Genomic DNA, 25,239 nt, shown 5'->3' with positions numbered 1-25,239 from the left:
ACGGGGTCGAAGCCGTCGGCCTGAGCGCTGGAACGGCCAACTGCTACTGCTGCCCGCAACCTAATCCGCATCCAGTCGGCGCCCGCCCAGGTGTTTCACCGTTCGGCCATCAAGCCCGGAAGTCTCTGGAGGCCAGCGACACCAGACGCCCGTCCTTCTCGGTCATCGCATGGACGGTGTATTCCCCCTGCGGCCAACTCCTCGGTTCCGTCATGACCACCGTATGCTGCCCTGCGTCGAGGCTGGGGACCCTCATAGCGAGGTAAGAATCCTTGTTGATGTCGGCACCGCTGCGGTATACGCGGATAAAGTTCTTGTCGCCGGGCCGTGTGAATTCGTAGGAGAACTGAATGTAGCCCCTATTGATCACCGGGCCAATCGCAGCCCCTGGCTCCACGTAGCCCTCGACCGGGACAATATCGACACGCCACTTCGGGTCGCCATACCAGAGACCCACAGTCAGGTTATTGTCCAGGGCGAAATTGCGCCATTTTCCGTCGGCGGGAATCCCCCTCTGTTCACGCATGATCTCGCTATCGGTCACACTGCGAACAATGTGCCTCTGGTAATCCGGAGAGTCGGCAATCGTCCCGTTCGCGTAGTTGGAGTCCCAGTCATTAGGGCCTGGGCCGGTCATCCCCTCGACATGGTACGTGAATCGATAGATCTCGATAGCTCTGGGGTCGCCCTCTTTCGGGCGCGGGCACTTTACTGCAAGTGGCATCCACTTGAGGACTCCGCCCGCGTCCTCACGCTGCCCGGTTGACTCTACGTTGCATTGTGCTGGCCCGGACCCCGTCCACCGAACACCGTTTTCGGCATGCTCTTGTCCTGGTTCAAAACTGTCCGGTGCGCCCGAAGGCGAGAGGTCAAGGCCATTGGCGGGCCACTCGTCTGCCGGCTTGAGGTCCATTCCGGGCTGCGTGTAGTCCACCCCGGGCTGGCAGAGCTTCTTGCCGCATTCCAGCTGCCAGCCCATTTTCACGACGACGTCCGACACGACATTCTGATCCGTCAACTGAAGATCTCCGGAATGATCATCTTTGATCCATTCATCGGAGACTGTTTTGACTCTATAGAATACAGGGCGTGCAGTAATGCTCTGAGTAATGGCCTTAATGGTCATCGTGTTGCTGGTGGTGAAGGTGACTTCTTTCTTGATTTCGGGATTCTTTGCGGTGCCCGAGTTTAGTCCAAGTAGAGAATTGACTGCCTGTTCTGCGGCTTCCTTGTCGATGCCGTACTGCGCTGCAATTTTCGCCACAGTCGTTTTCAGGACGACCCCAAGGACGGAGCTGACTGTGCTCCTCGAGCTGGCACTGACCCCTTGTGGGAGCGTCTGGCTCGTTGACACACTCTGCGTGAGGCCGACTGTATTGGTAGCCCCCTTGTCGATATTCTGAGGTGTCGCTACCGTGTCAATGTAAGCGCCGTTCTTCTGGTAAAAAGGCAGAGCTACAGCATACTTGAGGCCATCGGTAGGAATATCAGATGGCCTCGAATACGAACCAACCCCCCTGCCGGAAGCCCCAGGCTCAGACTTACCTTGGGTATATGCAACGCCAGGCATGCTGGACAGTACGACTCCCGACGCTGCTGCAGCGACCAGCCCGGAGTGCCTGGTAAAGCGTGTAGTTCGCTTGGCAAAGTAACGCATCTATCTCCTCTAACCGTGCGCCAGAGCCCTCGGAAAATCCGATTAAACTAGTACCGATCCGGGGGTGTGGAGTTTCAAGTACCTATAAATACCTCGGACAGTGGACGAGTGTATGCGCCACGCCGCTCGATTCATGAGCTTGAGCTCGTGAATTTGTTGATGGAGTCGCCTTTCCTCCTCGCGTCACCAGCTTGTCCGGCCGTGAGATAGAAGGCCAGAGGTCGGCACCTCGCATCGGACACGAGGTGGATCTTCGTGGTCAGTCCACCGCGGGACCGGACGATGGCGTTGTCGTCCGGCTCGCCGGCAGGGGCCCCTTTCGGTGTCCGGTCCGGGAGCAGCGGCTCGAGGCGGCCTCGGGTCGTGCGGCCATGGTTCGACTCCTTAGGGTGTCGGAACCGGTGTCGGGTGCAGCCTCCTGCGCCGGTACTCGGCGAAGTCCGTGGCCTGCACCTCCTCCATGGGGACGCCATCGACTGGGTCCAAGACATGCGGCCTTCCCCGGGCATCAGACCGGCACAGGAGAGGCATCAGGCCACGGGCTTTCTGCTCGCGCAGCAAGCGAGGCCGCACCGACAGTGCGGCCACCTGCCGGGCGGGCATCGAGGCCTTCCGCAAGCAGTGATCCAATCGAATCGCCCTGGGCCACTCCGGGGCCGCCGGAGACCGCAGTGCGCCGGGCGTCTCCGGACAAGGCGAAAGCGAGCAGTGGCCCGGCGTTCGTACGGGAGAGGCCGGCGACATCCTCGGCGCGCATCGCTTGGAGCGGTCGCGCTCGGTGGGCGTTGCCCGGCGGATTCCGGGTGGTCGGGTTCGGGCCGGTTGACTGCATCCGGCCGGTGCAGGGTCGTTTCTCCCTCATGCGAGCGAGTGAGTCCGGGGCTATGGGCGCGGCCGTGAGGCAATGATCGTCGCCGTAACCTTCCGTCAGCAGAAAGACATGGTCATGCGCCTGCGTTCCAGCCTCACCAGCGTTCTTGGTGCCGCTCTGCTCGCCGTCTCCGTCTCAGCCGCCCCGGCTTCCGCCGCCACGGGGCAGTTCCGCTACGACTATCTGACCGTCGAGGGCTATGAAGCATCGGGCTTCCTGAACAACCCCGCCGACGACGTGTGCGTGAACCTTCCCGGCGTCGGCCGGGAGAACCCGGAGGCAGGGCATTCCCCGAAGAACCGGACCGACAAGTGGGCCACGGTCTTCAGTGAGCCGGACTGCTCCGGTGACTCCTTCCGCCTGCGCCCGCTCACTGGTGGCGCCGGAGAGCGGCTGAAGGTGCGGTCCGTCATCTTCAGCTGACAAACGCAGCCATCCGGTGCGCTGGGGCGCCCGCGCCTGTCGCCAGGGCGGGGGCCCCGGTCCGCGAGAACGAGCCCTGCCGGCGTCCTGACGGGACGGTCACGAGCTCTGCTGGAGTCTTCGCAGCCTGAGAGCAAGGGTGTCGTTGTAGCCAGGCCGTGTGAGCAGGCCCGAGCTGCAGCCCTGTTCTTCCTCCGGCTCATCGTCGGCTGCGAACGGACGCCAGAAGCTCAGCCGTGAGCCCGGGGCAATGACCTGGCGGGTTGCAGAGCATGAGGACTCCTCGGAAGGTGGACCAGAACCCGTCCCCGTGGGCGGAGCCGGCCAGGCGCATCACCGGCGGTGATGCTGTCAGCGCCTGATGAGAAGGCCGTCCACCAGGGCTTCGAGTCCGTCCCGGTAGGTGTCTTCGGCGGTCAGTGGCGCCCAGCGGTCGGCGGCCTGCGCCAAGCGGGGGAGTTCGCTCGGGTCGAGATCGGCGAAGACCTGTTCCCGGTACGTCGCACGGTCGTCGTCCGTACGCCGCCGGGCCGCTGTCGTTCTGACCACGATCTCTCCGGCGGTGTAGTACCAGAGAGAGCGGTAGCCGTGTACGGCCCGGTCCAGGGGGAGGCCGCACTCCATCAGGCCGTCGACGATCTGCTCGACGAACCACAGCGCGGACGTGGACATCAGATCGTCGGCGGTCAGCACCTCCACGATCCAGGGACAGGCGGCGAGCGCCTCGTGGATCGCGGTGGCGGCGGCCATGACCCGCTCCCGGGGGTCGTCCGGCAGTTCGGGGCGGCGCAGCGTCCGGGAGGCGTAGTCGTCCAGCAGGAGGACGAGCAGTTCCTCCTTGTCGCGGACGTGGTGGTAGAGCGCCATCGGCGTACTGCCGACCTCTGCGGCCAGCCGCCGCATGGTCAGTCGGTTCACGCCTCCCTCGGTCACGATCCGGCGGGCCGTCCCGATGATCTCCTCGCGGGAGATGCGGGGAGGCCGGCCCGGGGTTCTGCGGGGTGCGGACGGTTGCTGCATGCCCGCCATCATCCCTCAGGTGTCGACAACGGCCCTCCCTGCAGCTAGTTTTCTTACATGTACAAAAACTCACGGGAGAAGCCGGGCGTGGTGCTGGCCGCCGCAGCCATTGCCCAATTCGTCGTCGCCCTGGACATGTCGGTCGTCAACGTCGCGTTGCCCGCGATCCGCAGCATGCTGGGGTTCGCGCCACTCGGTCTGTCATGGGTCGTGCACGTGTACGCGCTGACATTCGGCGGGTTACTGCTGCTGGGAGGCCGTGCCTGCGACCTGTACGGCCGACGCCGGATGTTCGCGCTCGGGCTGGCCGTCTTCGGACTGTGCTCGCTGGCAGGCGGGCTGGCCCAGACACCCTGGCAACTGATCGCCGCACGCGCCGGGCAGGGTGTGGGCGCCGCCGCGGCCGCGCCGGCCGCGCTGGCGATGCTCACCACGACCTTCCCCGAAGGCCCCCGGCGCGTACGTGCGCTCGGCGTGTGGAGCGCGGTGAACGCCGCAGGTGGCGCACTGGGTGTGCTGGCAGGCGGGCTGCTCACCGAGTACGCGGGCTGGCGCTGGGTCATGCTGATCAACCTGCCCATCGTCGGGATGGCTCTCGCCCTCATCCCCGCAGGGGTGCCTGCCGGAACCGCACCCGCCCGGCGCGAAAAGCTGGACTCGCTGGGCGCCGTCCTGGCGACCGGCGGAGTCGGGCTGCTCGTGCTCGGAGTCGTCCGCACCGACACCCTGGGCTGGGACTCCCCGTCCATCTGGGCGACCCTCGCCACCGCGGCCGTGCTGCTGGCGGCCTTCGTGCTCGTGGAGTCGAGGGCCGACGCACCGCTGCTGCGCCTCGGCCTCCTGCGCAGCCGCTGGGTCGCCGGGGCGAACGTTCTGGTGTTCCTGGCCGCGGCCGGGCAGTTCACGGCGTTCTACTTCGTGTCCCTGTACATGCAGCAGGTCCTGGGCATGGGTCCCGCGGCGACCGGTATCGCCTTCCTGCCCTTCTCCTTCGGCCTGATCGCGGGAACCGTCGTCGCGACCCGCATCACCGCAACACGTACTCCCCGCGCGTCCCTGGTGCCCGGCGCCCTGCTGGCCGCAGCGGGCCTGGCCTGGTTCGCCCTCATCAGCCCCGACGGCAGCTTCGTCGGCGACGTGCTCGGCCCCTCCCTCGTCACCAGCGTCGGAGCCGGACTGGTGCTGGCCCCGGTCGCCGCCGCTGCGACCACCGGCGTTGCCGCGGGGGAGGCCGGAATGGCCTCCGGCCTCATGAACAGCTCGCGCCAACTCGGCGGCTCCATCGGCCTGGCGGCCCTGGCCACGATCGCCGCGCACCGCACCGGCACGGCCACCGGCCCCGCCGCCCTCAACGACGGCTACGCCCTGGGCCTGGCCATCGCCGCCGCCGTCTTCGTACTCGCGGCAGTCGTCGCCGTCGGCGTACTGCCGCGCCGCCGAGCCGCCCCTCCGGTCCCGCGATCCACCGACTCCTTCGAAAACCAGTTGGAAGGAACACCGTCATGACAACCACCACCGTCGACCTGTTCGCCTCGGCTCTGCAGTTCCACCCCGACGGCCATGTCCGTGCCGTCGAACGGCAGATGACAAGCAGCAGCTCCGGCGCCTGGCAGATCGCCACGTTCCACGTCGAGACCAACGCCGACGTTCACGCCGACCACTGGGAGATGCACCCGGAGGCCGAGGAAGCGGTGTGCTGCCTGACCGGCGGCATCCGCCTCTACTTCCGCCCCGAGGCCCCCGACGGGGCCGAGGACATGGTGCGGTTGCAGGCCGGCGCCGCCGTGGTCGTCCCCCGCGGCCGCTGGCACCGCCTGGAGCTGGACGCCCCCAGCGACCTGATGTCGATCACCCTTCGCGACGGCACCCGCCTCGAAAAGCGCACCGCCACCCACTGACCGACGGGTGGCCCGGCAGAGGGCTGCCGGGCCACCACGCACTTCGCCCGAAGCCTTGGCGACGCCGGGCCCAGCGGCCCTCTGCCACCGCTCAAGGCGCCGAGGTCCGGCACCGGCGTCGGCCCCGGCGACTGTCAGGGGCAGGTCGGCGGCAGCGGCTCGATCAACGACCCACAGGACATCCCTCGATCCGGACAGAGGCAGCTTTGCTGTCACCGTCACCGGCCCGCCGATGGCGGGAGCTACCGAGTGAGCAGCGAGTCCGCAATCACGACGGAGGACGGAGCGATCCGTGTTTCACCGTCGTCGATGTCCCAGAGCGCGTTCTGCAGCAGCCGTCCGAGGGTCCAGCCCGTCGCGCGTGCGCGGTCCAGACCGAGGACATCGGTGAGCAGGTCGAAGCGACGCCGCACGATGCGCAGGATGCTGCCCTTCGCCACGACGTCGCCCCACCTGCTGTTCAGGGCGGGCCACAGATCGAATCCCGGGTCGCCGGCGAGTGGCTCGGGATCGATGGCGATCCAGGGCTCGCGCTGTGCGGCGAGAACGTTGTCGTAGTGCAGGTCCCAGTGCAGCATCCGGTCCCCGGGCTCCCCGGCCAATTCGGCCACCGCCGATGCCCAGTCGCGCAGGAGTGCGCGATCGGTCGGGTCGGCCAGCCTCGTGATCGCCCGGGGGGCCTGATCCAGCATCTCGGAGGCGATGTCGCCGAGATGGCGCAGTCCCCGCGGAGCGGGAACTGCGACCAGCCGCGCGTGAAGTTCGGCGAGGGTGCTCATCGCCAGGTCGTCATCGTTGATCGAGGCCAGCGTGCGGGCTCCGTCGAGGCGCTCCAGGATCATGCTGCTGCTCAGGGGATCGTGATCGAGTAGGCGCACTGTTCCGTTGCCGTTCCAGGTGCGGAGGCCGATCAGTGCGGCGGTGGTCTCCTGCCGGGGCATCTGGAGTCTCAGGGCCGCCGGCGTGCCATCGGGTCGCAGCACCGGCAGTACCAGTGAGGCTTCTCCGGCACGTGCGGGGCCGTCCCGTTCAAGATCCCAGCGTTCCAGCATGCTCGCTGCGAGGGCCGGCAGACCGGCGATCCAGGCTGCCCCCTCCTGGCCGAAGCCGGTGGCGTACGACGCCGCCAGGTGGTGCGGTACCTCGCCGGCTTCCAAGGTGTTCACGTCGCGCCCCCTCCGCAGAGAACCGGGTTCGCGCCGCAACATACCGGAGGCCGACGGACGGCCTGCCATCGTGACGCACCAGCCATCTCGCAGCCGGTGCGGTTGCGGAGAGAGGCCGTGACCCGGTGAAACCGCCGCAGGTAGAACCCGATCTCTGTCACCGATGGCCACCGTCCTGGAGGCCCCGCCCAGGGCACTGCGACTTCTTCGACGGTCGCCCACCAGCGAGGCCGCCCGTCCGCCTCTTTGTGCGCCGCCTCCACCGCTGCTCCGCCAGCGCCCGATGCGGCGGCCGCAGCCTGGGCCAGTCGCGTTGGCAAGCAAGATCCGGGAGATCGCCAAGAGGAGAAAGAGAAATGGCATGGAACTGAGCGAGGCTCTGCACCGCGGTGGCGGCCCCGAGGAGCTGGAGCGGGCCACCCTGCCCACCACGTACAAGGCGGCTCATCTCCGGGCCGAGGACATCGACATGTTCCGTGGCGTCAGCGACAAGGATGTGCGGAAATCCCTGGTGGTGGGTCAGGTGCCCATGCCTGAGATCGCGCCCGACGAGGTGCTCGTCGCCGTGATGGCGAGCGCGGTCAACTACAACTCCGTCTGGTCGGCGATGTTCTCGCCCGTTCCGACGTTCAATTTCCTCAAGCAGTTCGCCCGGCAGGGCGGCTGGGCCGCGCGCCACGACCTGCCGCACCACGTCATCGGCTCCGACGGCTCCGGTGTCGTCGTGCGCGTCGGTTCCGGCGTGCGCCGGTGGAAGGTCGGCGACGAGGTCGTCATGCACCCGTCCCAGGTGGACGACCAGGAAGCCGGTACCCACGACGACGGAATGATGGGTGAGAACCAGCGGGCCTGGGGCTTCGAGACCAACTTCGGTTCCATGGCCGAGTACACGGTCGTACGGGCCAGCCAGCTGATCCCCAAACCCGCACACCTCACGTGGGAAGAGGCGGCGTCGAACACCCTGTGCGCCACCACGGTCTACCGCATGCTGGTCGGCAAGCACGGCGCGCGGCTCAAGCAGGGGGACGTCGTCCTGATCTGGGGCGCGGCGGGTGGCCTCGGCGCCTATGCGGTGCAGATGGTGAAGAACGGCGGCGGCATACCTATCGGCGTGGTCAGCTCCGCCCGCAAGGCCGAAGCCGTACGGGAACTGGGCTGCGACCACGTCATCGACCGCAACGAGATCGGGCTCGACGGCGCCTTCGACGCCACACCGGACGCGGTGATCGGCGCCGGCAAGAGGCTCGGCAAGAAGATCCGGGAACTGGTGGGACGCGACCCGGACATCGTGTTCGAGCACACCGGCCGCGCCACCTTCGGCGTCTCGGTGTTCGTCGCCCGGCGTGGGGGAGTGATCATCACCTGCGGCTCCAGCTCCGGCTACCAGCACACGTACGACAACCGCTACCTGTGGATGAAGCTGAAGACCATCATCGGCAGCCATGGTGCCAACCTGCAGGAAGCCGTCGAGTGCACCCGGCTGATCGCGGAAGGCCGCGTCAAACCGGTGATGTCCGAGGTCTACGGGCTCGACGACGCCGCCGACGCGTGCCGGCAGCTCCAGCTGAACGAACACGTCGGCAAGATCGGCATCCTCTGCATGGCCCCGGCGCCGGGTCTCGGCGTGTCGGACCCCGCGCTGCGGGAGCGCCTCGGCGGTAACGCGCTGACCCCGGTGCTGCACACGAAGCCCGACGAGCGCTGACGCCTTCCGAGGCACGGGACCAGGACCACGACCGCACCATTCCCGAAGGATCACGATGACGAGGGCGAGCGACCCCAGGGCACCCGAACCGATCGCTGTGATCGGCTTGGCCTGCCGGCTGCCGGGTGCCTCCACGGTCGAGGAGCTGTGGGAACTGCTCCGGTCCGGCCGCAGCGCCGTCGGCCGGGCACCGGCCGGGCGGGGGCTGCCCGGCAGGGTGGGCGGGTTCCTGGACGAGGTGGACCGGTTCGACCCCGCGTTCTTCGGCATCCCGCCGCAGGAGGCCGCGCTCATGGACCCGCAGCAGCGGCTGGCGATCGAGCTCGCCTGGGAGGCACTCGAACACGCCGGCATCGTGCCGGGCAGGCTGCGCCACAGCCGAACCGGCGTGTTCCTCGGCGCGATGGCGGACGACTACGCGGAGCTGTCCCGGGGCCGTGGCGCGGACGAGGCCGCTGCCACCACTCTGACGGGGCTCAACCGGACCATGCTTGCCAACCGGATCTCGTACGTACTCGGGCTCCGTGGACCGAGTACGACCGTCGACACGGGCCAGTCGTCGTCGCTCGTATCGGTGCTGCAGGCCTGCGAGAGCCTGTGGTCGGGGGCTGCGACCACAGCACTGGCCGGCGGGGTGCAGCTGAACCTGACCGACACGGGGTTCCTGCTCGCGGACCGCTTCGGAGCGCTGTCGCCGGACGGTCGCGCCTACACCTTCGACGCACGCGCCACCGGATATGTGCGCGGTGAGGGCGGCGGCATGGTGGTGCTCAAGCCGCTGGGGCAGGCCCTCGCTGACCGTGACAACGTTTTCGGGGTCATCCGCGGCGGCGCGCTCAACAACGACGGCGGCGGTGCGACGCTCACGTCACCCAGCGCCGACGCCCAGGCGGAGCTGCTCCACGCCGCCTACGCCCATGCCCGCGTAGCGGCTTCCGAGGTGGACTTCGTCGAGCTCCACGGCACGGGCACCCCCACGGGCGACCCGGTCGAAGCCGCCTCGCTCGGCGCGGTTCTGGGAAGCGTGCGCACGGCGGACGCGCCCCTGCCGGTCGGCTCGGTCAAGACGGTGCTCGGTCACGCGGAGGGCGCGGCGGGCATCGCCGGTCTGCTGAAGGCCGTGCTGTGCCTGCATTACCGGACGCTCACCCCGAGCCTCAACTACCGCACCCCGCACCCCGGCATCGACCTCACCGCCACCCGGCTCACCGTGAACACAGCCCTCCGGCCCTTGGCACCGAGGGGCGGCCAACTGGTCGCCGGCGTCAGTTCGTTCGGCATGGGCGGAACCAACTGCCACCTGGTGCTGGGGGAGGGCGTGGAGCGCCCTCCCGCGTCGGCCGCTCGGTCCGACGGCGTGTCCGGGTCGTTCCCGGTGCTGCTCTCGGGCCGCACCGAACAGGCCGTCCGGAACCAGGCGACCCGGCTGCTCCGCCACCTGGACACCCGACCGGACGCCCGGCCCGCCTCCGTCGCGTACGCACTGGCGGCCACGCGCACCCACTTCGCGCACCGCGCCGGTTTCCTGGCCCATGACCTCCTTTCTCTGCGCAGCGGCCTCCAGGACCTGGCCGACGGCCGGGCCGGCACCGACACGGTGGACGAGGGGACGTGCGCGTTCCTCTTCACCGGACAGGGCAGCCAGTACCTCGGCATGGGCGCCGAACTGCGCCGCACCGTACCGGCGTTCGCGGATGCCTTCGACGCCGTCCTCGCGCACCTGGATCCGCTTGCCCCGCGGCCGTTGCGAGAGGTGCTCGACGGCACGGATGCGACGCTGCTCGACCGTACGGAGTACACGCAGCCCGCGCTCTTCGCGTACGAGGTGGCGCTCACCGTGACGTTGGAACGGTGGGGCGTCCGACCGGATGTCCTCATCGGTCACTCGATCGGTGAGCTGGCGGCGGCGCGAGTGGCCGGCGTGCTGTCGGCCGAGGACGCCGCGAGGCTGGTGGCCGCGCGTGGCCACCTGATGCAGGCGCTCCCGTCGACGGGGGCGATGGTGGCCGTGGAGGCGGCCGAGGCCGAACTGGGCCCGCTTCCCGAGGGCGTGTCCGTCGCCGCCGTCAATGGACCGGCCGCCACTGTGCTGTCCGGTGACCGTGACGCCGTGCTGGAGATCGCGCGTACCTGGGAGACCGCCGGGCGGCGCACTCACCGGCTGCGGACCGGGCACGCCTTCCACTCGGCGCACCTGGATCCGATGCTTGACGAATTCCGCGCCGTCGCCGATTCCCTCACGCACCACCCGCCACAGGTACCGGTCGTGTCGACGCTGACCGGTGAGGTGATCGAGTCCGAGGAGATCCGCACGCACGACTACTGGGTCCGGCAGGCTCGGGGCACTGTGCGCTTCGTCGACGCCGTCCGCACCGCGAGGGCCCGGGGCGTCACCCGCTTTCTGGAAGTCGGCCCGGACGCGGTGCTGACCGGCGCCGTCCGGGAGAGCGACGACGCCGCGCTTTTCGCGTGCGCGGGCCGAGCGGGCCGGCCGCAGACGGACACACTGCTCACCGCCCTGATTGCGCTCCACGCCCGTGGGGCCTCGGTCGACTGGCCGATGGTCTTCGCGGACCTGGGGGTGCGCGCGGAGGAGCGGACCGTGCTGCCCACGTACGCGTTCCAGCGCGAGCGGCACTGGATCGGCGACGAGGCGGTGCCGACGGGAGACACGGTGACGTCGCCGGTGCACAAGAACACCGCAGTCCCGGCGCTCACCGCCCCACAGACCGCAGCTCTGGTGCTGACGGAGCTGGCCGGAGTCCTCGCGCTGTCGTCCGCCGCAGATCTGGACACCGACGCCACGTTCCAGGACCTGGGCCTGGACTCGCTGGGCGCGGTCGAACTGCGCAACCGGATAGCCCGGCGCACTGGTCGGCCCCTCCCGGCCGGCCTTGTGTTCGACCACCCCACTCCGGCCGCCGTCATCGACCACCTGTGCGCACGCATCGACGAGGAACCCGCCCCGGCAGCACGAAACGACTCCGCCGACGACGACCCGGTGGTCATCGTGGGGATGGCCTGCCGGCTGCCCGGGGGCATTGCCTCACCGGATGACCTGTGGCGGCTGGTGTCCGACGGCGTCGACGCGATCTCGCCGTTCCCCGACGACCGGGGCTGGGACCTCGCCGCGCTCGCCGACGCGGAGGGGCCAGGCGGCTCCCGGACCCTGCGCGGCGGTTTCCTGGACGATGTCGCCGGGTTCGACGCGGGGTTCTTCGGGGTGTCGCGGCGCGAGGCGCTGGCGATGGACCCGCAGCAGCGCTTGCTGCTGGAGGTGTCGTGGGAGGCGCTGGAGCGGGCCGGTTGTGACATCGGCGGGATGCGGGGGAGCCGGACCGGCGTCTTCACCGGCCTGATGTACCACGACTACGCGGCCGCCTACGAGAGCGTGCCGCCGACGGTGCGCGGCCACCGCATGACCGGCGGCGCGGGCAGTGTCGCCTCCGGCCGGGTCGCGTACCGGTTCGGCTTCGAGGGGCCCGCCATCACCGTGGACACGGCGTGCTCCTCGTCCCTGGTGGCGCTCCATCTCGCCGTGCGTTCGGTGCGCGGCGGGGAGTGCGACGTCGCCCTGGCCGGCGGTGCCACCGTGCTCTCCTCGCCTTTCACGTTCGTTGAGTTCAGCCGCCAGGGCGGGCTGTCCGGGGACGGCCGGTGCAGGTCGTACGGCGAAGGCGCGGACGGCACGGGATGGGCCGAGGGCGTCGGGGTCGTCGTCGTCGAACGGATGTCGAGGGCCCGGGAGCACGGCCACCGGGTGCTGGCCGTGGTGCGGGGGACCGCCGTCAATCAGGACGGCGCCAGCAACGGCCTGACCGCACCCAACGGCCTGGCACAGCAGCGGGTGATCCGGGCCGCCCTCGCCGACGCCGGCCTGTCTCCCTCGGACGTCGACGTGGTGGAGGGCCACGGCACCGGCACCGCACTGGGCGACCCGATCGAGGTGCGGGCCCTGGCCGAGACATACGGCCGCGGGCGAAGCGCCGCACCACTGCTGCTCGGCTCCTTGAAGTCGAACATCGGTCACGCCCAGGCGGCGGCGGGCGTGGCGGGTCTGGTGAAGACGGTGCTCGCCCTGAACGCCGGGGTGGTCCCCGGTTCACTGCACGCCGATCCGGTGTCGCCGCACGTCCGACGTGCGGCCGGCGGCGTGGAGGTGGTGGCTTCGGGCGCGGTGCCCTGGCCCGAGAGCAACCGGCCGAGGCGGGCCGGCGTGTCGTCGTTCGGCATCAGCGGGACGAACGCCCATGTGGTGCTCGAACAGGCCGAACCCTCTGTCCTTCCTCCCCCCGCGCCTCCCGCTGCGGCCCTCGTACCGCTTCTCCTCAGCGCGCACGACCCCGAGGCACTGGGTGCGCGGGCCCGGCAGCTCCTCCCGCTGATCGGGACCGAGGCGCCGGCCGATCTCGCCCACTCCCTCGCCGGTACCCCGTCGTTCGGCGAACGCGCCGTCGTGGTCGGTGCGGATGATGACGCGTTACGAGCCGGACTGGCAGCCGTGGCCGCGGGGCACCTCGCCCCGGGCGTGCTGCGCGGGCGGTCCCGTACGAGTGCCCGACTCGCCGTGCTGTTCACCGGGCAGGGCAGCCAGCGGGCCACGATGGGCCGCGAACTGGCGTCCCGCTACCCGGAGTTCGCGCGGGCACTCGATGAAGTCTGCGGAGCGCTGGACCGTACGCTGGCACCGTACGGCTATCGCCCCCTCAAGGAAGTGATGTACGCCCCCGAGGGGTCGCCCGGCGCGGGTCTGCTCGGCCGGACTGTTTACACGCAGGCCGCGCTGTTCGCGTACGAGGTCGGGCTGTACCGGCTGGTGGAGAGCTGGGGCGTCCGGCCGGACGTGGTGGCGGGGCACTCCATCGGCGAGGTGACGGCGGCGCACGTCGCCGGTGTGCTGGATGTGGCGGACGCCTGCGCTCTGGTCGCCGCCCGTGGCCGGCTGATGCAGGCACTGCCCTCCGGCGGTGCGATGCTCGCGGTGGAAGCCGACGAGCGGCAGGTGACGGCCCTCATCCCGGCCGGAGCACCGGACATCGCCGTCGCAGCCGTGAACGGGCCGGACTCCGTGGTGCTCTCGGGCACACGGGAGGCCGTCGTCCGGGCCGCCGAGGCGTTCGCCGCGGCGGGGCGCAGGACCACCTGGCTCGACGTCAGCCACGCGTTCCACTCGCCGCTGATGGAGCCCATGCTCGCGGAATTCCGCGCGGTGCTGGACACCCTCACCTTCCGGCCGCCCACGCTCCCGCTGGTTTCCCACGTGACCGGGCGGTACGCCGAGGACGGGCTGATGTCGTCGCCGGACTACTGGGTCGGGCACGTGAGCGCACCGGTGCGCTTCCACGACGGGGTGCGGACGCTGATGGCCGACGCGGTCACCACGACATTCGAGGTCGGGCCCGCCCCGGTGCTCACCGCGCTGGCCGAGCGGGTCCTCGCGGACGAGCCGGTCCGGTGCGTGCCGGCCCAGCAGCGCAATCTGCCGGAGACGGCGGGGCTGTTGGCCGGCCTCGCGGGACTGCACGTCTCCGGGGTCGAGGTGGACTGGACGGCGGTCCTGCCGGAGGCGCGTCGGGTGCCCCTGCCCACGTACCCCTTCCGGCACCATCGGTTCTGGCTCGACCCACGCCCCACCACCACACCCGCGTCACTCGGCCTGCGGGCCCCGGCGCATCCGCTCCTCGGCGCGCGGGTGAGCGTGACCGGGGGGACCGAGGTCTTCACCGCCACCCTTTCGACGGCCGCCGTTCCATGGCTGGCCGATCACGTCGTCGGCGGGGCGGTCGTGGTGCCCGGTGCCGCGCTCGTCGAACTGGTGCTTGCCGCGGGCGCCGACGTCGGGGCGGGGGAGCTGGCGGAGCTGGTGCTGGCCGCACCGCTCTTCCTCACAGGCCGTGAACCGGTGGCCGTCCAGATCGAGGTGGCAGCCGAGGACGGCGCAGGGCAACGCGCCGTCACGGTGCTGTCGCGCGAGGAGGACGCGGAGGCATGGACCCGGCACGCCTCCGGCACGCTCGTGCGAGCGAACACAGCGGCCCAACCCGCCGCCGGCCCGGTCGAGGACGCCGTGGAACTGTCGGTGGACGAGCTGTACGGCGGGCTCACGGCCACCGGCCTGGTCTACGGCCCCGCGTTCCGCCGTGTGACCGCGCTGGCGGCCGGCCGTGACACCGCTCTCGCCCACATCGGGTTCGCCGAGGAGATCGCCGGATACCTCGTCCACCCGGTCCTGCTCGACGCCGCCCTGCACGGCGCCGGGGCGTTCGGATTCTTCACCGGAGAGGAGGGCCCCCGGCTGCCCTTCTCCTGGACCGGGGTCCGCGTCCACGCACCCGGCACCAGGGTCGCGGCGGTTCGGATCACCCGCATGCGGGAGGACACCATCCGCGTCGAGCTCGCCGACGGGGCCGGGAACCCGGTCGTGACGGTGGACGGGATGACGGTGCGCACGATTCCTTCCGGCGGCCGGTCCGCCGAACGGCCCCTGCGCGTCGAGTGGGTGCCTGTCGACGCGCAGGCCGGCGCACCGGGCCGAGTCGTCGCGATCGTGGAGGATCCCGCCACCGAGCTCTTCCCCGCGCTGCCCGAGGCGCTCGTCCGCAGCGGGCTGACCGTCACACGGCTCGCCGCGCTCGGCACGAGGGACGACCTGCCGGACCTGGCCATCGTGCCCTGGCCCACCGGCCCCGAGGACGACATGCCCACGCGGGTCCACTCCGCGACCCGGCGAGCCCTCGCGCTGCTCCAGGACTGGCTGGGCCGCGACAGAGGAACGGCGCGGCTGATGCTGCTGACCGGCGACCGGTCGGCCCCGGACGTCGCCGCGGTGTGCGGGCTGGTCCGGTCGGCGCAACGCGAGAACCCCGGCCGGATACTTCTCGTCGAGACGGACGGCATACCCGCTTCGCTCGCCGCCCTGCCCGCCCTGCTCACCGTCGACGAACCCCAGTCCTCCCTCCGGGACGGACGGATCCGGGTGCCCCGGCTCGGTCCCGCCGGCACAGGCACGGCCACGGCGTGGCGTCCGGACGGCACCGTCCTGGTCACCGGCGCCGGCGGCGCGCTGGGCGGCCTGATCGCACGGCACCTGGTGACCGCGCACGGCGTGCGCAGGCTGGTGCTGGCGAGCCGACGGGGAGCGGCCGCCCCGAACGCGGACACGCTCGGGGCCTGGCTCACCGAGGCCGGGGCCGAGGTGGTCTTCGCCGCGTGCGACGTCGCGGACCGGGGCGCCGTCGCGGACCTGCTGGCCGCCGTCCCGGCGGACCGGCCCCTCACCGGCGTGGTGCACGCGGCGGGCGTCCTGGACGACGGTGTGACCCAGGCGCTCACACCGGAGCGGCTGGCCCGGGTCCTGCGGCCCAAGGTCGACGGGGCGTGGCATCTGCACACGCTCACGGCGGGCCTCCACCTCGACCACTTCGTGCTCTTCTCGTCCGCCTCCGGGGTGTTCGGGGCGGCCGGGCAGGCCAACTACGCCGCTGCCAACGCGTTCCTGGACGCGCTGGCAGCACAGCGCGCCGAGGCCGGGCTGCCGGCGACCGCGATGGCGTGGGCACCCTGGCGCGAGGCGGGCATGGCCGGTTCGCTCACTGCCGGCGACCTGGCGAGGCTTGCCCGCCTCGGCATGGCGGCCCTCTCGAACGAGCAGGGTCTCGACCTGTTCGACGCCGCGCTGTCCGCACCGGACGCCGCCGTCGTACCGCTGCGGATCGACCGGGCCGCGCTTGCCGAACGGCCACGTGACCTGCCCTCCCTGCTCCGCACCCCGGTACACGTGGACGCTGTGCCCGCCGCCGCCTCCGGCGCCACGGCCGGACCGGCTCTCGCGCAGCGTCTGCCCAGCCTGTCCCTGCCGGAGCGGGAACAGGCGGTGGCCGCGCTGCTCCGTACCGAGCTCTCCACGGCGCTGGGCGGCGGGGCCGTCGACACGCGGCGTGGCTTCCGCGATCTCGGGGTCGACTCCCTCATCGCGCTGGAACTGCGCAACCGCCTCATCGCGGCAACGGGCCTTCAGCTCGCCGCCACCGTCGTCTTCGACTACCCGAGCCCCACCTCGCTCGCTGCGCACATCACCGAGGCGCTGGCCCGCGACACACCCGCCCCGGAGCCGGAAGAGGAGCCCGTGAGCGGGCCTCCCGGCACGGAGTGGGGCGACGAGGAAATCGATCTCGACGGCCTGGACCTGGCCGAACTGGTGCGGCTCGCCGGGGCGGGACGCGACGTGGGAACGACGAGTCAGGAGACGACGGCATGAGCAGCCCAACCCCCACACCCGAGGCGGTCGTCGAGGCATTGCGCGCGTCCCTCCGGGAGACCGGCCGGCTGCGCAAGGAGAACCATCGGCTCACGGAGGCCGCCCGCGAACCGATCGCGGTCATCGGCATGGGCTGCCGCTACCCGGGAGGCGCCGACACACCCGAGCGGTTCTGGGACCTGTTCGCGCAGGAGGTCGACGCCATCTCGGAGTTCCCCGCCGACCGGGGCTGGGACCTGGACGCGCTCCACGACCCCGACCCGGCCCGCCCCGGAACCTCGTACACCCGGCACGGTGGGTTCCTCACCGATCCGCTCGGCTTCGATGCCGAGTTCTTCGGCATCTCGCCACGCGAGGCGCTGGCCATGGACCCGCAGCAGCGGCTGCTTCTGGAGACCTCGTGGGAGGCGGTCGAGCGGGCCGGCATCGACCCCACCACTCTGCGCGGCAGCCGCACCGGCGTGTTCGCCGGTGTCATGTACTACGACTACGCGACCCGGCTCCCCGCCTCCCCTCCCGAGCTGGAGGGATACCTCGGGACCGGCAGCTACGGCAGCGTCGCTTCGGGCCGGGTGTCGTACGTACTCGGTCTGGAAGGCCCCGCCGTGTCGGTGGACACTGCCTGTTCCTCGTCGTTGGTCGCTCTGCATCTGGCCGCGCAGGCGCTGCGACAGGGGGAGTGCGAGATGGCCCTGGCCGGCGGCGCGACGGTGTTGTCCACACCGTTTCCGTTCGTGGAGTTCAGCCGCCAGCGGGCCCTGGCCGTCGACGGTCGCTGCAAGTCGTTCGCCGCCTCCGCCGACGGCACCTGCTGGGGCGAGGGCGCGGGCATGCTGGTGCTGGAGCGGCTGTCCGACGCCCGCCGCAACGGTCATCCCGTGCTCGCCGTGCTGCGCGGCAGCGCGGTCAACCAGGACGGTGCCAGCAACGGCCTCACCGCCCCCAACGGACCTTCCCAGCAGCGCGTCATCCGCGCCGCCCTCGCCCATGCCGGGCTGCGGCCGGCCGACGTGGACGTGGTGGAGGCGCACGGCACGGGCACACCGCTCGGTGATCCCATCGAGGCGCAAGCGGTGCTCGCCACCTACGGACAGGGGCGCGGCGACGCGGCCCCGCTCCTCCTCGGATCGGCGAAGTCGAACATCGGCCACACCCAGGCCGCCGCCGGAGTGGGCGCCGTGATCAAAATGGTGATGGCCATGCGGGCCGGCACGGTGCCGCGCACCCTGCACGTGGACGAGCCCTCGCCGCACGTGGACTGGACATCCGGCGCGGTGGAGCTCGTGACGGAGGCGACCCCGTGGCCCGAGTCGCCGCGGCCACGCCGGGCAGGGGTCTCCTCGTTCGGGATCGGGGGCACCAACGCCCACCTCATCGTGGAGGCCGCGCCCGTCGAAGCCGACGGCACGCCGGTGCGCGCGACACCACCTGTGGTCCCGGTCGCCGTCTCCGGCCGTGACGAAGCGGTCCGCGCGGCGAACGCGAGGCTGCTTGCCGCGCTGGACAGCGCCGAGCCCACCGACATCGGGCTCTCCACCTTCACCGCACGCGCTGCCGGTGACGCGCGCGCCGTCGTGCTCGCCGCCGGCCGGGCGGAGCTGACCGAGGGCCTGACCGCGCTCGCCGAGAGCCGGGCCCACGGGTCCGTGGTCACGGGACAGGTCGTCGGCGGCGGTGTCGCGTTCCTCTTCACCGGACAGGGCAGCCAGCGTCTGGACATGGGGCGCGAACTGTACGCCCATCAGCCGGCGTTCGCCGCCGCGCTGGACGAGGTCTGCGCCGAACTCGACCGTCACATGGACCGACCGCTGCGGACAGTGCTGTTCGCGGGGGAGGACACGGCGGGGCCGGCGGGCGGGAACGGCGACGCGGGCGCCCGCCTGCTCGACCGTACGGACTACGCGCAGGCCGCGCTGTTCGCCGTCGAGGTCGCCCTGTACCGGCTCGTCGTCTCGCTCGGGGTGCGGCCGGACGCCCTGGCCGGCCACTCGGTCGGCGAGCTCGCCGCTGCACACGCCGCCGGGGTGCTGTCCCTCCCGGACGCCGCCGAACTGGTCGCCGCCCGAGGCCGGTTGATGGCAGCCCTGCCGGAGGGCGGAGCCATGGTCGCGGTACGCATGAGCGAGGCGGAGGCCGCGGAACTCCTGGCGGGGCGGCCCGGCATCGCCGTCGCCGCAGTGAACGGGCCCGGCCGGGTGGTGCTCTCCGGCGCCGAGGACGAGGTGCTGGCGGTGGCCCGGCAGTGCGAGGAGGCGGGCCGTGCGACCCGGCGGCTGAGGGTGAGTCATGCGTTCCACTCCCCGCTCATGGAACCGATGCTGGCGGAGTTCCGGGCCGTCGCCGCCCGCGTCGACTACCGTCCCCCGGCCGTCCCTCTCGTGTCCACGGTGACCGGAGGCCCGGCGAGCGCCGCCGAACTGTGCACCCCCGACTACTGGGTGGGTCAGATACGGTCCACGGTCCGCTTCGGTGACGCGGTGCGACACCTGACGGACGACGGTGCGCGCACGTTCGTGGAACTGGGCCCGGACGCCGTCCTCTCCACCCTCGCAAGGGAAACGGCGGAGGAGGCCGGCGTGGTGGACGGGGCCGGCTTCGTACCTCTGATGCGCCGGGACCGTTCCGAGCCGCTGGAGCTGGCGCACGCCCTGGCCAGGCTGTGGGTACGGGGCACACCGGTCAGGATGTCCGCACTGCTGGACGGCACCGGTGCCCGCCCCGCCGCCCTGCCCACCTCTGCCTTCCAGCGGACCCGGTACTGGCTGGACGCCGTGCGGCCACCCACCGATCCGCGCGGGCACGGGCAGGGCGGGACCGGGCACCCGCTGCTGACCAGCGCGATCGCCCGCGCGGACGCCGACGGGTACGTCCTGACGGGGCGGATCGGCCCGGACACCCACCCCTGGCTCACCGACCACACGGTGTTCGGGACCGCGGTGGTGCCCGGCTCGGCACTGGTCGACCTCGCGGTGCGCGCCGGCGACCAGTGCGGTCACCCGGTGCTGGACGAGCTGGTGATCGAGGCGCCGATGCCCGCCGCCCCCGCGCGGCAGGTCCAGGTCGTCGTCGGCGCACCGGACGAGTCGGGGCTGCGTCCGCTGTCGGTCCACTCACGGCCGGAGGACGAGGAGACGCGGCCCTGGACGCGGCACGCCACGGGCGCGGTCGGCCGTCGCGCTGCGGGGCCGGACGCCGTCCTCCTCGACGACGAGCCCGCCGCCGGAGCATCCGGCCACGAAGACGACGTCGTGGACGTGGCCGCCTGGTACGACGAGCTCGACGAGCGCGGTCTTGGCTACGGCCCCGCCTTCCGCGGCCTGCGCTCGGCCCGGCGCCGCGGTGGCGCGGTGTACGTGTCGGTCAGGCCCGAAGGACTCGGGCAGGACGGCTATGGACTGCACCCCGCGGTGCTGGACGGCGTGCTGCACGCGGTCGGTCTCGTGACACCGGCCGGCCCCGAGGTGAAGCTGCCCTTCGAGTTCCGCGACGTGCGGCTCCACACCACCGGCGCCGGCGCGGTCCGGGCGCGTATCGCACCCGTCGGCGAGGACACCGTCGCCGTGGACGTCGTCGACGAGGACGGCCGCCCGGTCCTTTCGATCGGTGCGCTGTCCGTACGCGGCGCGACCCGGAGCCGGTTCGCCTCGCTCGTCGGCGGCGACCCCGCCGCCGACGCCCTGTTCGCCGTGGACTGGGTCCCGCTGCCCGCCGCCCCGGACACCGCACCCGCACCCACCGTCCGGCACGTGGACACGCTCGCCGACCTCGTCGTACCCATCGGACCGGACGACATCGTGGTGCTGCGCGTGCCGGGCGCGAACGGGGAGACGACGCCCGAGCGGGTCAGGGCCACCACGGCCGCCGCGCTCGACCTGATCACCGCCTGGCTGACCGACGAACGGTACGCGTCCGGACACCTCGCGCTGCTGACCACGGGGGCAGTCGACGCCGGAGACGGTCCGGGCGCCACGGACCTGGCCCACGCGGCGGTATGGGGGCTGGTGCGGTCCGCGCAGGCCGAGCACCCCGGCCGGATCACCCTGGTCGACCTCGACGCGACCGGTCCCGGGATTCCGCCCAGGGAGGCACTTCGCACCGAGGAGCCCCAACTGGCCGTACGAGCCGGCCGGATGCTGGTGCCCCGTCTCGCCCCCGCCGACGGCACACCGCCTCTCGCGCTGGACCCGCAGGGCACCGTGCTGATCACCGGCGCCACAGGGGCGCTGGGCTCACTGCTCGCCCGCCACCTCGTCCACCGGCACGGCATACGGTCCCTGCTGCTCGCCGGACGGCGCGGCGCCGAAGCCCCGGGTATGACCGAGCTGACCGCCGAACTGCGGGAGACCGGGGCGGCCGTGCGGGTGGCGGCCTGCGACATGACGGACGCCGTGCAGGTGCGGGCCCTGGTCGCACAGGTCCCGGCCGCCTGCCCGCTGACCGCCGTGGTGCATGCGGCGGGTGTGCTCGACGACGCGACGGTGGGCGGTCTCACCGCCCGACGGCTCGATGCCGTACTGCGCCCCAAGGTGGACGGCGCCTGGAACCTGCACAAGGCCACGGAGGGCGTGGACCTCGCCGCGTTCGTGCTGTTCTCCTCGATCGCGGGCACGTTCGGCACCGCGGGCCAGGCGGCCTACGCGGCCGGCAACGCGTTCCTGGACGCGCTGGCCCGGCGGCGCGGCACCGAGGGCCTGACCGCGCTCTCCCTGGCCTGGGGGCCCTGGGAGGATGGCATGGCCGCCTCGCTCACCACCGCCGACCGGGCCAGGCTGGCCCGCACCGGCATGATCCCGCTCTCACCGGAACTGGGCCTCGCCCTCTTCGACGCCGCCCTCGGCCACCCCGGGACCGCTCTGGTACCGGTGAGTCTCGACCGGCGGGCCCTGCGCTCCCAGGCGGACCTCCCGGCGATCCTGCACGGCCTGGCACCGGCCACCCGCCCGAGCCCTCGCACCGGCACGGGAACGGCACAGCGGCTGGCCAGGGCCACGGAGAGCGAGAGGCTGCCACTGCTGTCCGAGCTGATCCGCACCGAGGCGGCAGCTGTGCTGGGCCTGCCGGTCACGGCCGCCGTGTCGGGGCGGAGCAACTTCAGCGACCTCGGCCTCGACTCACTCACCGCGCTGGAACTCCGCGGCCGCCTCTCCGCGGCGACGGGTCTTCGCCTGCCGGCCACCCTGCTCTTCGACCACCCGACCACGGACGCACTCGCGGCCCACCTGTCGTCCGGCCTGCGGCCCACAGAAGCGGACGTCCGGCGCGAAGCACCGCCGGCCGAAGGCCTTGCCGAGGACGACCCGGTGGTGATCGTCGGCATGGCCGGCCGCTATCCCGGCGGAGTGCGCTCGGCGGACGACCTGTGGCGGCTCGCGCGGGACGGCGTCGACGCGATCACACCGTTCCCCACCGACCGCGGGTGGGACCTGGAGACGCTGTCCGACCCCGACAAGAGCCGGCCCGGCACCTCGGCGACCCACTCCGGCGGCTTCCTGGACGATGCCGCCGGCTTCGACGCCGGGTTCTTCGGCGTGTCGCCGCGCGAGGCCGTCGCGATGGACCCGCAACAGCGGCTGCTCCTCGAGGTCGCGTGGGAGGCACTGGAACAGGCCGGTATCGACCCGGCCGGACTGCGCGGGGCGCAGGCCGGTGTCTTCGCCGGTCTGATGTACCACGACTACGGCAGCCGACTGGCGTCCGTGCCGGCCGAGGCCGAGGGCTATCTCGGAACCGGCACGACCGGCAGTGTCGCCTCCGGCCGCATCGCGTACACGCTGGGTCTGGAAGGCCCGGCGATCACCGTCGACACCGCGTGCTCCTCCTCGCTGGTGGCCCTGCACCTCGCGGTGCGATCGGTGCGCACCGGGGAGTGCGAACTCGCTCTGGCGGGCGGGGTCACGGTCATGTCCTCGCCGTTCACGTTCGTGGAGTTCAGCCGTCAGGGCGGTCTGTCCGCCGACGGCCGCTGCCGGGCCTACGGGGAAGGCGCGGACGGGACCGGATGGGCGGAGGGCGTCGGCATGCTCGTCGTGGAACGGCTGTCCACGGCCCGTCGTGACGGGCACCGGGTGCTCGCGGTGGTACGCGGGACAGCCGTGAACCAGGACGGCGCCAGCAATGGTCTGACAGCACCCAACGGCCCCGCCCAGCAACGGGTGATCCGGGCAGCGCTCGCCGACGCGGGCCTGACCACGGCGGACGTCGACGTCGTCGAGGGACACGGGACGGGCACCGCGCTGGGCGACCCGATCGAGGTGCAGGCGCTGCTGGACACCTACGGCCGCGACCGGACCGGCGGCCCGCTGCTGCTGGGCTCGCTGAAGTCCAACATCGGTCACGCCCAGGCCGCCGCCGGTGTGGCGGGCGTGATGAAGATGGTGTCGGCGCTGGACGCCGGGGTGGTGCCCGGATCGCTGTACGCCGAGCGACTGTCGGAGCACGTGGACTGGTCCTCGGGCGGCGTGCAGGTGGTGTCGTCGGGGCCGGTCGACTGGCCCGACACCGGGCGGCCGAGGCGCGCCGGGGTTTCGTCCTTCGGGATCAGCGGGACGAACGCCCACGTCATCCTCGAACAGCCTCCGGCACGGCCACCCCGCCGGAGGGACCCCGGCGGAGCGGTCCCCGTCCCGCTGTCGGCGGTGACCGCCGCCGCGTTGCGCGGACGAGCCGCGGGTCTGGCTTCCGTACAGGCCGCGGTGGCCGACATCGGGTTCACCTCGGGCGCGGGGCGCGCCGCACTCGCCGAGCGGGCGGTCGCCGTGGTCGCGGACGGCGATGAACTGCGCGCGGCCCTCGACGCGATCTCCGCGGACCGGACCGCTCCCGGCGTTTCCCGAGGGCGAGTCACCGACCCCCGTATCGCCGTGCTGTTCACCGGGCAGGGCAGCCAGCGGCTCGGCATGGGCCGCGACCTCGCCGCGCGGTTCCCGGTCTTCGCCGAGGCGTTCGACTCGGCGATCGACCTGCTGGACGCCCACCTCGAACGGCCCCTGCGTACCGTCCTGTTCGGCACGGACACGGACGCGCTCGAAAGGACCGACTACGCCCAGGCAGCGCTGTTCGCCTTCGAAGCCGCGGCGTTTCGCCTCGTCGAATCCTGGGGCGTCCGGCCGGACTTCGTCGCCGGGCACTCCATCGGCGAACTCACCGCCGCCCATGTCGCCGGCGTCCTGGACCTCCCCTCCGCAGCCGCCCTGGTCGCCGCACGCGGCAGGCTGATGCGGGCGCTGCCCGACGGCGGCACGATGGTGTCCGTGGCCGCCGACGAGGCGACGGTGCGCGACGTCCTCGCGGCCAAGGGCGGCACCGTGGCCGTGGCCGCGGTGAACGGCCCACGCTCCGTCGTGGTGTCGGGCGCCGACGGCGACGTGCTGCAAGCCGCCGGCGCACTGGCCTCGGCCGGGTACCGGACACGGCGGCTCAGGGTGAGCCACGCCTTCCACTCGCCGCTGATGGACCCCATGCTCGATGCGTTCCGCACGGTCGCCGAACGGACACGGTTCCGACCGCCGGGCCTGCCGGTGGTGTCGAACGTGACCGGGCGTGTCGCGAGCGCGGACGAACTGTGCGATCCGGGCTACTGGGTGCGGCAGGTACGGGAGGCCGTGCGCTTCCACGACGGCGTGTGCGCGCTCAGGGAGGCCGGGGCCGGAGCGTTCCTGGAGATCGGCCCCGACGCGGTGCTCACCGCACTCGTACGCGCGGCACAGACGGACGACGACGCCGCCGAGGTGCCGGCCGTGCCGTTCCAGCGCCGCGACAGGGACGAGGTCCGCACCGGCCTCGGCGCGCTCGGCGCCCTGTGGACCGCGGGCGCGCCCGTGGTGTGGGACGCCGTGTTCGACGGCACCGGCGCCCGCCGGACCGCCTTGCCCGGCTACCCGTTCGAGCACCGGCGGTACTGGCTCGACGCACCCCCCGCCGGCCCCCGGACGAGCGCGAGGACCACGGAGGCCGGCACCCCTGCGGACGGCGAACCCCATGAGGACCAGCCGGGGGCCTGGGCGGACCGGCTGACCGGACTCGGCGCGGCGGACCGGGAACGGCTGCTGCTCGATCTGGTGCGGAGCAAGGCCGCGACGGTCCTCGGCCATGCGACACCGGAGGCGGTGGGGCCGGACGTTGCGATGCGGGACCTCGGCTTCGACTCGCTCGCCGCCGTCACCCTGCGGACCACGCTGGCGGTCGCGACGGGGCTGCCGCTCCCCGAGACCCTCGCCTTCGAGTACCCGACGCCCGCGGCCAT

The 25,239-nt window shown here is 71.8% G+C and carries 8 protein-coding genes and 2 pseudogenes; 6 read left to right on the top strand and 4 right to left on the bottom strand.

Translation table 11 applies throughout. The features are described 5' to 3' along the window. Window positions 1-109: 109 nt before the first annotated feature. The gene (locus EAO73_RS14875; protein WP_147971978.1) at window positions 110-1,264 is read right to left on the bottom strand and encodes a hypothetical protein; all 1,155 of its coding nucleotides are present in this window, start codon (window positions 1,262-1,264) and stop codon (window positions 110-112) included. A gap of 575 nt (window positions 1,265-1,839) precedes the next feature. Next, window positions 1,840-1,965 (bottom strand): annotated as a pseudogene (locus tag EAO73_RS14870) (IS5/IS1182 family transposase); the annotation flags it as partial. 638 nt (window positions 1,966-2,603) lie between these two features. Here EAO73_RS14870 and EAO73_RS14865 point away from each other — a divergent pair. Further along, window positions 2,604-2,951 carry a hypothetical protein gene (locus tag EAO73_RS14865; protein ID WP_147972036.1) on the top strand — a complete coding sequence of 116 codons (348 nt, stop codon included), beginning with the start codon at window positions 2,604-2,606 and terminating at the stop codon, window positions 2,949-2,951. 351 nt (window positions 2,952-3,302) lie between these two features. Here the strand turns inward: EAO73_RS14865 and EAO73_RS14860 are convergent, their stop codons facing one another. Then, window positions 3,303-3,971, bottom strand: coding sequence for a TetR/AcrR family transcriptional regulator (locus EAO73_RS14860; RefSeq protein ID WP_147971977.1), 669 nt, complete (start codon window positions 3,969-3,971; stop codon window positions 3,303-3,305). 57 nt (window positions 3,972-4,028) lie between these two features. Between EAO73_RS14860 and EAO73_RS14855 the strand changes: the two genes are divergently transcribed. Then, on the top strand, window positions 4,029-5,477 hold the full coding sequence (locus EAO73_RS14855) for an MFS transporter (protein WP_191134072.1): 1,449 nt from the start codon (window positions 4,029-4,031) through the stop codon (window positions 5,475-5,477). Further along, window positions 5,474-5,869: a cupin gene (locus EAO73_RS14850; protein WP_147971976.1), complete on the top strand. Its 396-nt coding sequence runs from the start codon at window positions 5,474-5,476 to the stop codon at window positions 5,867-5,869. Before EAO73_RS14855 ends, EAO73_RS14850 begins: the two co-directional genes overlap by 4 nt. A 242-nt stretch (window positions 5,870-6,111) precedes the next feature. Here EAO73_RS14850 and EAO73_RS14845 read toward each other — a convergent pair whose 3' ends face one another. Further along, entirely contained in the window at window positions 6,112-7,077 is a 966-nt protein-coding gene (locus EAO73_RS14845) for an aminoglycoside phosphotransferase family protein (protein WP_412074595.1), read from the bottom strand. A 319-nt stretch (window positions 7,078-7,396) separates the two neighbouring features. Between EAO73_RS14845 and ccrA the strand changes: the two genes are divergently transcribed. From ccrA to EAO73_RS35985, 3 genes and pseudogenes are all read left to right on the top strand, one after another. After that, window positions 7,397-8,740 (top strand): crotonyl-CoA carboxylase/reductase, encoded by a 1,344-nt coding sequence (gene ccrA / locus EAO73_RS14840; protein ID WP_147971975.1) that lies wholly within the window; start codon window positions 7,397-7,399, stop codon window positions 8,738-8,740. Window positions 8,741-8,795: 55 nt separating this feature from the next. Then, window positions 8,796-16,997 (top strand): type I polyketide synthase, encoded by an 8,202-nt coding sequence (locus EAO73_RS14835; RefSeq protein ID WP_147971974.1) that lies wholly within the window; start codon window positions 8,796-8,798, stop codon window positions 16,995-16,997. Window positions 16,998-17,050: 53 nt separating this feature from the next. Continuing rightward, window positions 17,051-25,238: pseudogene (locus tag EAO73_RS35985) on the top strand (type I polyketide synthase); the annotation flags it as partial. Window position 25,239: the final 1 nt, after the last annotated feature.

The sequence above is a fragment of the Streptomyces sp. col6 genome (assembly GCF_008042035.1).
Lineage (GTDB): Bacteria > Actinomycetota > Actinomycetes > Streptomycetales > Streptomycetaceae > Streptomyces.
This window is presented reverse-complemented; position numbering and strand designations above follow the sequence as displayed.

Coding starts and splice junctions, on each gene's coding strand:
- EAO73_RS14865 (WP_147972036.1), top strand. CDS start 2,604: ATGCGCCTGCGTTCCAGCCTCACCAGCGTTCTTGGTGCCGCTCTGCTC.
- EAO73_RS14860 (WP_147971977.1), bottom strand. CDS start 3,971: ATGCAGCAACCGTCCGCACCCCGCAGAACCCCGGGCCGGCCTCCCCGC.
- EAO73_RS14855 (WP_191134072.1), top strand. CDS start 4,029: ATGTACAAAAACTCACGGGAGAAGCCGGGCGTGGTGCTGGCCGCCGCA.
- EAO73_RS14850 (WP_147971976.1), top strand. CDS start 5,474: ATGACAACCACCACCGTCGACCTGTTCGCCTCGGCTCTGCAGTTCCAC.
- EAO73_RS14845 (WP_412074595.1), bottom strand. CDS start 7,077: ATGTTGCGGCGCGAACCCGGTTCTCTGCGGAGGGGGCGCGACGTGAAC.
- ccrA (WP_147971975.1), top strand. CDS start 7,397: ATGGAACTGAGCGAGGCTCTGCACCGCGGTGGCGGCCCCGAGGAGCTG.
- EAO73_RS14835 (WP_147971974.1), top strand. CDS start 8,796: ATGACGAGGGCGAGCGACCCCAGGGCACCCGAACCGATCGCTGTGATC.